The organism is Pseudomonas sp. W2Oct36, from assembly GCF_041060465.1.
GTDB lineage: Bacteria > Pseudomonadota > Gammaproteobacteria > Pseudomonadales > Pseudomonadaceae > Aquipseudomonas > Aquipseudomonas graminis_B.
The window spans coordinates 51,152-64,396 of the sequence record NZ_JAUERW010000015.1 but is presented as its reverse complement, the minus strand read 5'-3'; the positions used below and the strand labels follow the sequence as shown (position 1 = coordinate 64,396).

Genomic DNA, 13,245 nt, shown 5'->3' with positions numbered 1-13,245 from the left:
CGTAACAGATCATCTTGCTCACGCGACATCAGGCCATTCCCTCCAGCCATGCGTTCAGGCTGTTGAAACCGTCCTGATAGGTACGATCCAGCTGCAACGGGGTGATTGACACGTAACCCTGCATCACAGCGTGGAAATCGGTGCCCGGCCCGCCATCTTCGGCATCTCCGGCGGCAGCAATCCAGTAACCGGCCTTTCCGCGCGGATCGACCACGCGCACAGGCGCCGCCGCACGGGTGCGGTGGCCAAGACGGGTCAGCTGGATACCGCGCACGTGCGCCAGCGGCAGATTAGGGATATTCACATTCAATACGGTACGGGGTGGGAGGTCGAGGCGCTCGTGGGCTTCGACCAAAAGCCGGGCAAAATGCGCGGCGGTTGCCAGGTTATCGACCTGACGCGACAAAAATGAAAAGGCAAATGACGGACGTTGCAGAAAACGACCTTCCAGCGCTGCGGCGACGGTGCCTGAATAGAGCACATCGTCGCCCAGATTGGCGCCCAGATTGATGCCCGAAACGACCATGTCCGGCTGATCGGGCAGCAAGCCGTTGAGTCCGAGGTGGACGCAATCGGTGGGCGTGCCGTTGAGGCTGATGAAGCCGTTGTCCAGGGTATGCGGGTGCAACGGACGGTCCAGCGTGAGCGAACTGCTCGCGCCGCTTTTGTCTTGATCGGGCGCAATCACCACGCACTCGGCGTACCCGGCCAGTGCGCCATGCAGCGCAACGAGCCCGGGCGCCATGACCCCGTCATCATTTGAAATCAGAATACGCATGAGCTGTCCGTCTGCCCTGCAGGCGCGAGATCGACGAGTTCACGCACCAATGCGGTGGCGAAGCATCCGGCCGGCAGGACGAATTCCAGTTGCAGAATGTCAGGCTCGGGATAATGCCACGTCAACCGCCCGATGGGCAGTCGCAGGATGCGCCGTTCATGCTCCATTCCCGCTTTTATCAACCAGTTACAGAGCGACGCCTCGCGCAAGGCGATGCTGTTTTCAAGCTCGGCGGTAGCGCCGGAGGCCGGAGAATCGCCCTCGCCCCACTGCGGCCCGGTGGGGTGCAGATCGAGGATGGCCAGTCGCGGGTCGCTGCACTCGGCTTCGCCTGCGGGGAAAAAACTGCGGCTGTCGGTGAACGCCAGCAGATCGCCCACTTGCGCTCGCTGCCAGCTGCCGTCGGCAACCCGCGCGGCCAGGACCTGATTGAACAGGTAACTGCGGGCGGTGGAGAGCAGCCGAGAGCGCACATTGCGCTGCTCGGGCAAAGCTTGACGCTCGGCATAATGCCGGGCTTCACCCAGATTCCCACCCTCATGGCCGAAACGCTGGGCGCCAAAATAATTGGGGATGCCGTGTTGCTTGATCAACTCAAGACGCGCATCGAGCCCGGCTTTGTCGGCCTGCAATTGCGTCAGACGCAGCGTGAAACCATTGGCCGCGTGGGCGCCCCGCTGCAGCTTGCGCTTGTGGCGTTTGCTGTCGAGGATCTTAAGAGAATCGTTCTGAGCTACCGACATGTCCGGATCGGCCTTGCCCGGCAGCTGAATGCTGAACCACTGGCGGGTCAACGCCTGACGATCCTTCAAACCGGCGTAGGCGACGGTTCGCAACGGCACACCGGCTGCCTTGGCCAGACGCCGGGCCGCTTCCTCGGTGTTCAGGCCGCGCTTTTCGACCCATAACCACAGGTGCTCACCGTCCCCGGACAGCGGGATGTCGAGCACTTCATCGACCTGAAAGTCTTCGGCGGTGGCCTTCAGCACGGCAGTACCCAGCGTGTCGCCGTAAGCGCTCGGGCCCAGAAGTTCGAGCTCGGTCATGCGCTGATCAACAACGCTACGGCATGCACGGCGATGCCCTCTTCACGGCCAGTGAAGCCCAGCTTTTCAGTGGTGGTGGCCTTGACGTTGACCTGGTCGATGTCGACTTGCAGGTCTTCGGCAATCAAGGCGCGCATGCTTTCGATGTGCGGGGCCATCTTCGGCGCCTGGGCAACGATGGTGGCATCGACGTTGCCGACCTTCCAGCCCTTGCCCTGCACCTGCTTGAGCACGTGGCGAAGGAGGACCCGGCTGTCGGCGCCCTTGAATTGCGGATCGGTGTCCGGGAAATGCTTGCCGATGTCGCCCAGCGCGGCAGCACCCAACAGGGCATCGCTCAGCGCATGCAGCACTACATCGCCATCGGAATGCGCGAGCAGACCCGACGTGTGCGCAATGCGCACGCCGCCCAAGGTAATGAAATCGCCTTCAGCGAAACGGTGCACATCGTAGCCGTGGCCAATACGCATAAAAAAACGCCCTGAAAAAGTCAGGGCGTGATTCTACCTACTTTGACCGAGATTAGGGTCGGCCCGCGTTCAATTGCCCGTGACGCTGCAATTGAAGGCGAAGACTTCAGCCGGCCAGGGCTCGGGCGTGATGGCGCAAGTGGTCTTCGATGAAGCTGGCGATGAAGTAATAGCTGTGGTCGTACCCCGGCTGCATGCGCAATTCCAGAGGCTGACCGGCCGCCTTCGCCGCCTGAACCAACGATTCCGGCTTGAGCTGATTGCCGAGGAAGTCGTCGCGATCGCCTTGGTCCACCAGCAGTGGCAAGCGTTCGGTGGCTTCAGCAATGAGCACGCTGGCGTCCCATTCACGCCAGCGCGAACGGTCTTCGCCCAGGTAGCGGGAAAACGCTTTTTGTCCCCACGGGCAATCCATCGGGTTGCAGATGGGCGAGAACGCCGACACCGATTGATAGCGGCCCGGATTGCGCAATGCGCCGACCAGCGCGCCGTGGCCACCCATGGAATGCCCGCTGATGCTGCGTTTGTCCGAGGCCGGGAAGTGCGCTTCGATCAACGCGGGCAGCTCGCTGATCACGTAATCGTACATGCGGTAGTGCCGCGCCCACGGTTGCTCGGTGGCGTTCAGATAAAAGCCGGCGCCCAGGCCGAAATCGTAGGCCTTGTCCGGGTCATCCGGCACGTCGGCACCGCGGGGGCTGGTGTCCGGCGCCACGATGATCAACCCCAGTTCCGCCGCCACGCGCAGCGCACCGGCCTTCTGCATGAAGTTTTCATCGGTGCAGGTCAGCCCTGACAACCAGTAGACCACCGGCAGCTTGCCGCCCTGCTCCGCTTGCGGAGGCAGATACACCGCGAACACCATGTCGCAACCGAGCACATCAGAGTGATGTTTGTAACGCTTGTGCCAGCCGCCGAAGCTTTTCTGGCACGAGATGTTTTCCAGACTCATGGGCTTCTCCGGGCGGCAAGCTTCAAGCCTCGAGCGGCAGAGGTCATGACACGCCCCTCTTGCTGCTTACAGCTATAAGCTTGCCGCTGCTCCTCAGAAATGAATGACGGTACGGATGCTTTTGCCTTCGTGCATTAGGTCAAAGGCTTCGTTGATCTGGTCCAGGCCCATGGTGTGGGTGATGAAGGTGTCCAGCGGGATCTCGCCGGCCTGCGCTTTTTCGACGTAGCTTGGCAGTTCGGTGCGGCCTTTGACGCCGCCGAAGGCCGAACCGCGCCAGACGCGACCGGTCACCAGCTGGAACGGACGCGTGGAGATTTCCTGACCTGCACCAGCGACGCCGATAATCACCGATTCGCCCCAGCCCTTGTGGCAAGATTCCAGCGCCGCACGCATCAGATTCACATTGCCTACGCACTCGAAGCTGTAATCGACGCCGCCGTCGGTCATCTCAACGATGACTTCTTGAATCGGCTTGTCGTGGTCCTTTGGATTGACGAATTCTGTCGCACCCAGTTCACGGGCCACGTCGAATTTGGACGGGTTGATGTCGACCGCGATGATGCGCGAGGCCTTGGCCATTTTTGCGCCGATGATCGCCGCCAGGCCGATACCGCCCAGACCGAAGACCGCCACAGTGGCGCCTTCCTCGACCTTGGCCGTGTTCAGGACCGCACCGATGCCGGTGGTGACACCGCAACCCAGCAGGCAGACCTTCTCCAAAGGCGCTTCCTTGGGGATTTTCGCCAGGGAGATTTCCGGGACCACGGTGTATTCGGAGAACGTCGAGCAGCCCATGTAGTGGTAGATCGGCTGGCCGTTGTAGCTGAAGCGGGTGGTGCCGTCGGGCATCAGGCCTTTGCCCTGGGTGGCGCGGACTTTCTGGCAGAGGTTGGTTTTGCCGGATTTGCAGAATTTGCACTCGCGGCATTCGGCGGTGTACAGCGGAATGACGTGGTCGCCCACGGCGAGCGAGGTCACGCCTTCGCCGATGGCTTCAACGACGCCGCCGCCTTCGTGCCCGAGGATGCACGGGAAGACGCCTTCAGAATCGGCGCCGGACAGGGTGTAGGCATCGGTGTGGCAAACGCCGGATGCCACGTTACGAATCAACACTTCGCCGGCTTTAGGGGCCTCAACGTCCACTTCGACGATCTGCAGTGGTTCATTGGGCGCAAAAGCAACGGCAGCACGTGACTTGATCATCATGATCTCCAGCTAAATAAAAACGAGCCATGAGTGTAATGCAGTGCTGGCTGATTAATAATCGGCCTGAAAGCAAAACATTAATGCTGTCCAGGGACAATCTATGCAGGTCAATCGCTGGGAAGGTCTGGACGAGTTCGTCGCCGTCGCCGAGTGCGGGCAGTTCACCGCCGCGGCTGAGCGACTAGGGGTGTCTTCATCGCACATCAGTCGACAGATCGCGCGGCTGGAAGAGCGCTTGCAAACACGCTTGCTCTATCGCAGCACCCGCAAGGTCGCGCTGACCGAAGCCGGCCAGACGTTTTTGCATCATTGCCAGCGCTTGCAGGACGGGCGAGAAGAAGCGCTGCGCGCGGTGACAGACCTGACCAGCGAGCCGAAGGGGTTGCTACGGATGACCTGCGCCGTGGCGTACGGCGAGCGGTTCATCGCCCCGCTGGTGACACGCTTCATGGAGGACTACCCGCAACTGCGCGTGGACATCGAGCTGACCAACAACACGCTGGATCTGGTGCATGAAGGTCTGGACTTGGCGATCCGGCTGGGTCGGTTGCAGGAATCGCGACTAGTGGCCGCCCGGCTGGCGCCGCGCAAGATGTACCTGTGCGCCTCCCCTGCCTATCTCGAACGCTATGGCCGTCCCCACAGCGTGTCGGAACTGGCGCGACACAACTGCCTGATCGGCAGCTCGGACAGTTGGCTATTGCAACAAAACGGACGGGAATTTTCCCAGCGGGTGCAGGGAAACTGGCGCTGCAACAGTGGGCAGGCAGTGCTGGATGCGGCATTGCGCGGGGTCGGGCTGTGTCAGCTTCCGGATTACTATGTGCTGGAGCATCTCAAGCGCGGTGCGCTGGTGTCGTTACTGGATGCCCATCAGCCGCCGAACACCGCCGTCTGGGCGCTGTACCCGCAGCAGCGGCATCTGTCGCCCAAGGTGAGGAAGCTGGTGGACTACCTGAAGGCAGGACTGGCTTCCCGGGAGGAGTACAGCCTGTAGGCGGATTAGCCGTTGAACTCCACACGCCGCTGGCGCAGCCATTCGAGGTCTTCCGGGCGGGTGACCTTGATGTTATCTGCACGCCCTTCAATCAGACGCGGCGATTGCCCGGCCCACTCGATGGCCGAAGCTTCATCGGTAATCGCCACATTCGACACCAGACTGTCCGCCAGCGCGCGATGCAGCGCCCCCAGACGAAACATCTGCGGCGTATAAGCCTGCCAGATAAGGCTGCGATCCACCGTTTCGGTCACGCGGCCATTGGCATCGGCGCGCTTGAGGGTGTCTTTGGCCGGCACCGCCAACAAGCCGCCGACCGGATCGTCCGCCAGTTCACCCAGCAAGGTGTCGAGGTCCGAACGCGTCAGATTCGGGCGCGCAGCGTCATGCACCAGCACCCAATCGTTGTCATCGGCGCCGTTGGCGTGGAGGTGCAGCAACGCATTGAGCACCGAGTCCGCACGCTCTCTGCCGCCCGCGACCTGCTGAATACGGGAATCCAGCGCGCAAGGCAACGTAGGCCAATACGGGTCATCCACAGCCAGACTGACCACCAGGCCCTTGAGCCGGGGGTGATCGAGAAAGCAAAGCAGGCTGTGTTCAAGAATCGTGAGGCCGCCCAGTTGCAGGTATTGCTTGGGACGGTCTGCCGCCATGCGCGCGCCAACGCCCGCTGCGGGAATCACTGCCCAGAAGGCAGGAAGGGATTGAGTCATTACACCAACGTCACTGTGCCAACTGATAAAGGGTTTCGCCGTCCTTGACCATGCCCAATTCATGACGGGCACGCTCTTCAACGGTTTCGAGGCCTTTTTTCAGCTCCAGCACTTCCGCGTCCAGGACCCGGTTACGCTCCAGCAGAGCATCGTTTTCGGCGTGTTGATCGGCGATTTGCTGCGTCAGACTGGCCACCTGCGCGAGACTGCCGTTACCTACCCATAGGCGATACTGCAAGCCAGCGAGCATCAAAAGCAGAACGAGGAACAACCAGTTAGGACTGCGCATTGTGAATATCTGTTACCCGGCGAATAAAGACAGCAAAACCGACCATTTCAAATGCCCATAAGCCCGGTGGTCACCGGGCTTATGGATCAGGACGACAAGAAAAGTCACCTTTAAGAGACTTCTCCTACAACGCCTGCTGCCTTTTTACCACCTTTGCAATCAGCCGCGAAACTCGCCGCGACCACGGTACACCGCTTTGGCGCCCAGTTGCTCTTCGATACGCAGCAGCTGGTTGTACTTGGCGATACGGTCGGAACGGCTCAACGAACCGGTCTTGATCTGGCCGGCAGCGGTGCCCACGGCCAGGTCGGCAATGGTGGAGTCTTCGGTTTCGCCGGAACGGTGGGAGATCACGGCGGTGTAACCCGCAGCCTTGGCCATCTGGATGGCTTCCAGCGTTTCGGTCAGAGTGCCGATCTGGTTGAACTTGATCAGGATCGAGTTACCGATCTTCTTGTCGATGCCTTCTTTCAGGATCTTGGTGTTGGTCACGAACAGGTCGTCCCCCACCAGCTGGATCTTGTCGCCGATCTTGTCGGTGAGGACTTTCCAGCCATCCCAGTCCGACTCGTCCAGACCGTCTTCGATAGAGATGATCGGGTGCTTGCTGACCAGATCAGCCAGGTAGTCGGCGAAACCGGCGGAGTCGTATTCGCCTTCTTCGCTCAGCACGTACTTGCCGTTCTTGTAGAACTCGCTCGCTGCGCAGTCCAGCGCCAGGGTCACGTCGGTGCCCAGCTTGTAGCCCGCGTTGGCAACGGCTTCAGCGATGGCGTCCAGTGCGTCACCGTTGGAGTTCAGGTTCGGTGCGAAGCCACCTTCGTCGCCCACGGCAGTGTTCAGGCCGCGCGCTTTCAACACCGCTTTGAGGTGGTGGAAAATCTCGGTGCCCCAGCGCAGGCCTTCGGAGAAAGTCTTGGCGCCCACCGGCTGAATCATGAATTCCTGGATGTCGATGTTGTTATCGGCATGCTCGCCACCGTTGATGATGTTCATCATCGGGACCGGCATCGAGTAAACACCCGGCGTGCCGTTCAGGTTGGCGATGTGCGCGTACAACGGCAGATCCTGGTCCTGAGCGGCCGCTTTGGCAGCAGCCAGGGACACAGCGAGGATCGCGTTGGCGCCCAGGCTGGCTTTGTTCTCGGTACCGTCCAGCTGGATCATCGCGTGATCCAGGGCTTTCTGGTCAACCGGGTCTTTGCCCAGCAGCAGGTCGCGGATCGGGCCATTGATGTTGGCCACAGCCTTCAGAACGCCCTTGCCCATGTAACGGCTCTTGTCGCCATCACGCAGCTCGAGCGCTTCACGCGAGCCGGTGGAAGCACCGGACGGCGCGCAGGCGCTGCCGATGATGCCGTTGTCGAGGAGCACGTCTGCTTCCACGGTGGGATTGCCACGGGAGTCGAGAACTTCACGACCTTTGATGTCGACGATTTTTGCCATTGTTGTTAACACTCCAAGATTGACGAAAACGACGCAGCTGGGAAAACGATTCGGCGTCTCAGGGCTCTAGGACAACGGGCAGGCCCTGAAACGACAATTTTCCCGACCCTTTGGTCGGGAAAACAACGAACGGCACTCTACCGGAGGGCTCGGCGCCGGAGAAGCGGGTTTTACGCCGTTTCGATCGTCGGGAAGCTTTTAACGAGTTCGTCGAGCGCCTTGAGCTGGGCCAGAAACGGCTCCAGCTTGTCCAGGCGCAGGGCGCAGGGACCGTCACATTTGGCGTTGTCCGGATCCGGGTGGGCTTCCAGAAACAGACCGGCCAGGCCCTGACTCATCCCGGCCTTGGCCAGATCGGTCACTTGGGCGCGACGACCGCCAGCAGAGTCGGAGCGACCGCCCGGCATCTGCAAGGCGTGGGTCACGTCGAAAAACACCGGGTATTCGAACGATTTCATGATGCCGAAACCGAGCATATCGACGACCAGGTTGTTGTAACCGAAGCTCGAACCACGCTCGCACAGGATCAACTGATCGTTACCCGCTTCCACGCACTTGGCGAGGATGTGCTTCATCTCGTGAGGCGCGAGGAACTGGGCTTTCTTGATGTTGATCACGGCGCCGGTCTTGGCCATGGCCACGACCAGGTCAGTCTGGCGGGACAGGAAGGCCGGCAACTGAATGATGTCGCAGACTTCCGCCACGGTCGCGGCCTGATCAGGCTCGTGCACGTCGGTGATGATCGGCACGCCGAAGGCTTGCTTGATGTCCTGGAAAATCCGCATGCCTTCTTCAAGGCCCGGACCACGGTACGAAGTCACCGAAGAACGGTTGGCCTTGTCGAAGCTGGCCTTGAACACGTAGGGAATGCCGAGCTTCTCGGTCACTCGCACGTATTCTTCACAGACCTGCATCGCCATGTCGCGCGACTCCAGGACGTTCATGCCGCCGAACAGAACCATAGGCTTGTCGTTGGCGATGTCGATCGAGCCGACGCGGATGATTTTCTGTGCCATGTGATAAATCCCTGTCAGCCGTTCTTCTGGTGTTGAGCAAGCGCTGCCTTGACGAAACCACTGAACAACGGGTGGCCATCGCGGGGCGTAGAGGTGAACTCGGGGTGGAACTGGCACGCCACGAACCACGGATGGTCAGGAGACTCGACCACTTCAACCAGCGCGCCATCACCGGAGCGACCGGAGATTTTCAGACCGGCCTCGACCAGTTGCGGCAGCAGATTGTTGTTCACTTCATAACGGTGACGATGGCGCTCGACGATGACGTCGTTTGCGTAGCAATCGTGCACCAGCGAACCCGGCTCCAGCAGACACTCCTGGGCGCCCAGACGCATGGTGCCGCCCAGGTCCGAGGTCTCGGTGCGGGTTTCGACAGCACCGGTGGCGTCTTCCCATTCGGTGATCAGACCGACGACAGGATGCTGGCTGGCGCGATCGAACTCGGTGGAGTTGGCGTCTTTCCAGCCCAGCACGTTACGGGCGAACTCGATGACCGCCACCTGCATGCCCAGGCAGATCCCCAGGTACGGCACCTTGTTTTCGCGAGCGAACTGCACCGCCGTGATCTTGCCCTCGACGCCACGCAGACCGAAGCCGCCCGGTACGAGAATCGCGTCAACGCCTTCGAGCAGGCCGGTGCCCTGGTTTTCGATGTCTTCGGAATCGATATAGCGCAGGTTGACCTTGGTGCGGTTGCTGATGCCGGCGTGACTCATCGCTTCGATCAGCGACTTGTACGCATCGAGCAGCTCCATGTACTTGCCGACCATTGCGATGGTGACTTCGTGTTCCGGATTGAGCTTGGCGTCGACGACCTTTTCCCACTCGGACAGGTCGGCGCTGCCGCACTGCAGACCGAAGCGCTCGACGACGAAATCATCAAGGCCCTGGGAATGCAGGATGCCCGGGATCTTGTAGATGGTGTCGGCGTCTTCGAGGGCGATGACCGCACGCTCTTCAACGTTGGTGAACTGCGCGATCTTGCGGCGCGACGAGATGTCGATCGGGTGGTCGGAACGGCAGACCAGTACGTCTGGCTGCAGGCCGATCGAACGGAGTTCCTTCACCGAATGCTGAGTCGGCTTGGTCTTGGTCTCGCCCGCAGTGGCGATGTACGGAACCAGCGTCAGGTGCATGAGCATGGCGCGCTTGGCGCCCACTTCGAAACGCAGCTGACGGATCGCTTCGAGGAACGGTTGCGACTCGATGTCGCCCACGGTGCCGCCGATTTCGACCATGGCGACGTCAGCATCGCCGGCGCCCTTGATGATGCGACGCTTGATTTCGTCGGTGATGTGCGGGATCACCTGAATGGTCGCGCCCAGATAATCACCACGGCGCTCTTTGCGCAGGACGTGTTCGTACACACGGCCGGTGGTGAAGTTGTTGTTCTGGGTCATGGTGGTGCGAATGAAACGCTCGTAGTGACCCAGGTCCAGGTCAGTTTCGGCGCCGTCGTGGGTGACGAACACCTCACCGTGCTGGAACGGACTCATGGTGCCGGGATCGACGTTGATGTAGGGGTCCAGCTTGAGCATGGTGACCTTAAGTCCCCTCGCCTCCAGGATGGCCGCCAATGAAGCCGAGGCGATGCCTTTCCCCAATGAAGAAACAACACCGCCCGTGACGAAGATGTAGCGCGTCATGAAAAACCCTAGAAGTCTGCGTTAAAGCGGTCAGAGCCGCCGGGGAAAGCGAAGGAAGGCCGAAGCCCCCGACAACCCGCGTGTTTCACTGTGCGGTTTCGAATCTGTTGCGCCCAAGTCAACGACCGACCTTGAAAAGGTCTGTCCGTGGCTCGCCACTTTTTTGAGAATCGCCCAGTAAAGACTGGCTGGTAATCGGCAACTTGCATCGTTCCGGAAGGATCGACATAAGCTGTATCAAGAAGGGAGCGTAGTCTACCGGAAACGCCCATTCAGCTCAAACTTTGGTCATTCGTCGGTGGCAACCAGTGCAATCGCCAGTCGCCACGGGGGCTGGCGTCCAGTCCCGGCAGGTTTGCCACGGCCAATAACTGCTCGCCGCGGTACAACAGCGGCAATCGGCCGCGCAGAAACACCGGCACGCCCTTCTCGTTGAGCAGCCTTTTCAGGTCTCGACGTCCACGGTCCGGCACATCGAAGGTTTCGCCGCCCTGGCGGTAGTGCACGTGCAGACCGCCCGCCGGCGCAGCGCCGAGGATCTGCAGCATGCCGTTGCCCGGCAGCGTGAGGGGTTGCGAGGCCAGGGACCAGTGTTGCGAGCCGGCGACATTTTTCAGCCAGATCCCCGACAGCCACCAGATGCGCCCCTCGGCCCGGTGCATCTGACCCTCGGCCAGTCGCCAGATGGGCCGACCGTCCGGACCGGCATCGCGCAACGAGTCCCAGCCCGCCCAGTGATCGGTATCGGGCAATCGAGTGAGCGGCGCCAGCCAGTGGCGCAATGCATTGCGTTGCCGGGCAGGAGACAGCGCTTCGAGCGGCGCGAGCTCAAGAGACGGCATGTCCAGCCAGGGCCAGGGGCACGGGGTATCGGCCAGAGCCAGATCCTGCACCGCCAGTTCGTCCAGCAACTGCTGGGCTTCGGCCAGATGCCCGGCGCTGCGGGCCATACTCGCAATCGCTTGCGGCCAGCGGCTCGTCACCAGCGGCAGCACATGGCTGCGCAGGTAGTTGCGCGAAAAACGGCTGTCTTTGTTGCTCGGGTCCTCGATCCAGCTCAAACCCTGTTCCCGGGCATAGGCCTCGAGGGTGGCGCGGGATTCGTCCAGCAGCGGCCGAAGCAACTGTCCTGCGCCCAACGGACGCTGCGCCGGCATGGCGGCCAGTCCGCGCACCCCGGCGCCACGTAGCAGTCGGAACAGCAAGGTTTCAGCCTGATCGTCACGGTGCTGGGCCGTGAGCAGCACCTCGCCGGGCCCCAGGGTTGAGTTGAATGCGGCGTAGCGAGCGTCGCGTGCCGCTTGCTCAAGGCTTGCACCGGGGCGCACCTGGACGTCGATGACCTGCATCGGCACGCCCAGAATCTGGCACATCTGCCGACAATGCACCGGCCACGAGGCCGCCACAGCCTGAAGGCCATGGTTGACGTGAACCGCAGTCAGAGGGGGAAGCGCGTGAACCCTGGCCAGTTCGGCCAGCATATGAAGCAGGACAGTGGAATCGAGCCCACCAGAGAAAGCGACCCGCCAGCCGGCTGCATCACGCCAGGGTTCAAGGCGTGACAGCAGACGTCTGGAGAGTGCGAGTGCGATGCTGTCCGGTTTGCTCATGCTGGTTAACCCTGCTTAAAGCTCGCCGGACCGGGAGCGTCACCGGGTTCGGTGACGCTCTTCATGCAGAACGGTCCGGTTAAAGGCCATAGCTCATCAGGCGGTCGTAACGGCGGGCCAGCAGCGCGTCGTTATCGAATTTCTGGAGCATGCTCAGTTGGCTGCTCAATTCTTCGCGGATCAATGCAGCGGCAGCGGCCGGGTCACGGTGCGCGCCGCCCAGTGGCTCGTTGATCACCTTGTCGACGATGCCCAAGCCCTTCAAACGCTCGGCAGTGATGCCCATCGCTTCGGCGGCGTCCGGCGCCTTCTCGGCGGTTTTCCACAGAATGGACGCGCAGCCTTCCGGCGAGATCACCGCGTAGGTCGAATACTGCAGCATGTTCAGTTGATCGCACACGCCAATGGCCAGTGCGCCGCCCGAACCGCCTTCGCCAATCACGGTGGCAATGATCGGGGTTTTCAATCGCGCCATTACGCGCAGGTTCCAGGCGATGGCTTCGCTCTGGTTACGCTCCTCGGCGTCGATGCCAGGATAAGCGCCCGGCGTGTCGATGAAGGTCAGAATCGGCATCTTGAAGCGCTCGGCCATTTCCATCAGACGGCAGGCCTTGCGATAGCCTTCAGGACGCGGCATACCGAAGTTGCGGCGAACCTTTTCGCGTACTTCTCGCCCCTTCTGATGACCGATCACCATCACCGGCTGGTCGTTAAGACGAGCAATACCGCCGACGATAGCGGCGTCGTCGGAGAAGTGGCGATCGCCATGCAGCTCGTCGAACTCGGTGAAGATGTGTTGAATGTAGTCCAGGGTGTACGGACGACGCGGATGGCGCGCCATGCGCGCGATCTGCCAACTGGTCAGGTTGCCGAAAATGCTTTCGGTGAGCGTATTGCTCTTCTCTTGCAGTCGAGAGATTTCGTCGCCGATGTTCAGCGAGTTGTCATTGCCCACCAGACGCAGCTCTTCAATCTTGGCTTGCAGGTCAGCAATCGGCTGTTCGAAATCCAGAAAATTCGGGTTCATAGGCATCCGTCTTGGGTCGACGGCCAAGAGGCCGGCCGGTTGA

The 13,245-nt window shown here is 61.1% G+C and carries 13 protein-coding genes; 1 reads left to right on the top strand and 12 read right to left on the bottom strand.

Features of this window, described 5'->3' with window-relative positions:
- Positions 1–28: 28 nt before the first annotated feature.
- The 5 genes from surE to QWI18_RS18680 all read right to left on the bottom strand — a co-directional run bounded on the left by surE (position 29) and on the right by QWI18_RS18680 (position 4,452).
- Positions 29–778: a 5'/3'-nucleotidase SurE gene (gene surE, locus QWI18_RS18700; protein WP_065989806.1), complete on the bottom strand. Its 750-nt coding sequence runs from the start codon at positions 776–778 to the stop codon at positions 29–31.
- Positions 766–1,824, bottom strand: a complete 1,059-nt coding sequence (gene truD / locus QWI18_RS18695; RefSeq protein ID WP_369319503.1) for a tRNA pseudouridine(13) synthase TruD — start codon at positions 1,822–1,824, stop codon at positions 766–768. The genes surE and truD overlap by 13 nt, the downstream gene beginning before the upstream one ends.
- The gene (gene ispF / locus QWI18_RS18690; protein WP_122622973.1) at positions 1,821–2,294 is read right to left on the bottom strand and encodes a 2-C-methyl-D-erythritol 2,4-cyclodiphosphate synthase; all 474 of its coding nucleotides are present in this window, start codon (positions 2,292–2,294) and stop codon (positions 1,821–1,823) included. The genes truD and ispF overlap by 4 nt, the downstream gene beginning before the upstream one ends.
- Positions 2,295–2,400: 106 nt before the next feature.
- The gene (gene fghA, locus QWI18_RS18685) at positions 2,401–3,246 is read right to left on the bottom strand and encodes an S-formylglutathione hydrolase (RefSeq protein ID WP_369319502.1); all 846 of its coding nucleotides are present in this window, start codon (positions 3,244–3,246) and stop codon (positions 2,401–2,403) included.
- A gap of 93 nt (positions 3,247–3,339) precedes the next feature.
- Positions 3,340–4,452, bottom strand: a complete 1,113-nt coding sequence (locus tag QWI18_RS18680; protein ID WP_369319501.1) for an S-(hydroxymethyl)glutathione dehydrogenase/class III alcohol dehydrogenase — start codon at positions 4,450–4,452, stop codon at positions 3,340–3,342.
- 103 nt (positions 4,453–4,555) lie between these two features.
- Here QWI18_RS18680 and QWI18_RS18675 point away from each other — a divergent pair, with 103 nt between their 5' ends.
- The gene (locus QWI18_RS18675; protein WP_192132152.1) at positions 4,556–5,452 is read left to right on the top strand and encodes a LysR substrate-binding domain-containing protein; all 897 of its coding nucleotides are present in this window, start codon (positions 4,556–4,558) and stop codon (positions 5,450–5,452) included.
- A 5-nt stretch (positions 5,453–5,457) separates the two neighbouring features.
- On the opposite strand, the gene ispD is transcribed toward QWI18_RS18675, so the two are convergent.
- From ispD to QWI18_RS18640, 7 genes are all read right to left on the bottom strand, one after another.
- Complete coding sequence (gene ispD / locus QWI18_RS18670) at positions 5,458–6,168, bottom strand: 2-C-methyl-D-erythritol 4-phosphate cytidylyltransferase (RefSeq protein ID WP_296315707.1); 711 nt, start codon at positions 6,166–6,168, stop codon at positions 5,458–5,460.
- A gap of 10 nt (positions 6,169–6,178) precedes the next feature.
- Entirely contained in the window at positions 6,179–6,457 is a 279-nt protein-coding gene (gene ftsB, locus QWI18_RS18665; RefSeq protein WP_037014212.1) for a cell division protein FtsB, read from the bottom strand.
- A gap of 159 nt (positions 6,458–6,616) precedes the next feature.
- Positions 6,617–7,903, bottom strand: coding sequence for a phosphopyruvate hydratase (gene eno, locus QWI18_RS18660; RefSeq protein WP_122537377.1), 1,287 nt, complete (start codon positions 7,901–7,903; stop codon positions 6,617–6,619).
- 170 nt (positions 7,904–8,073) lie between these two features.
- Entirely contained in the window at positions 8,074–8,919 is an 846-nt protein-coding gene (gene kdsA / locus QWI18_RS18655; RefSeq protein WP_065989822.1) for a 3-deoxy-8-phosphooctulonate synthase, read from the bottom strand.
- 14 nt (positions 8,920–8,933) lie between these two features.
- Positions 8,934–10,565, bottom strand: coding sequence for a CTP synthase (locus tag QWI18_RS18650; RefSeq protein ID WP_192132158.1), 1,632 nt, complete (start codon positions 10,563–10,565; stop codon positions 8,934–8,936).
- Positions 10,566–10,837: 272 nt separating this feature from the next.
- The gene (tilS, locus tag QWI18_RS18645; RefSeq protein ID WP_192132160.1) at positions 10,838–12,175 is read right to left on the bottom strand and encodes a tRNA lysidine(34) synthetase TilS; all 1,338 of its coding nucleotides are present in this window, start codon (positions 12,173–12,175) and stop codon (positions 10,838–10,840) included.
- Between the two features lie 79 nt (positions 12,176–12,254).
- On the bottom strand, positions 12,255–13,202 hold the full coding sequence (locus QWI18_RS18640; protein WP_065989826.1) for an acetyl-CoA carboxylase carboxyltransferase subunit alpha: 948 nt from the start codon (positions 13,200–13,202) through the stop codon (positions 12,255–12,257).
- Positions 13,203–13,245 lie beyond the last annotated feature (43 nt).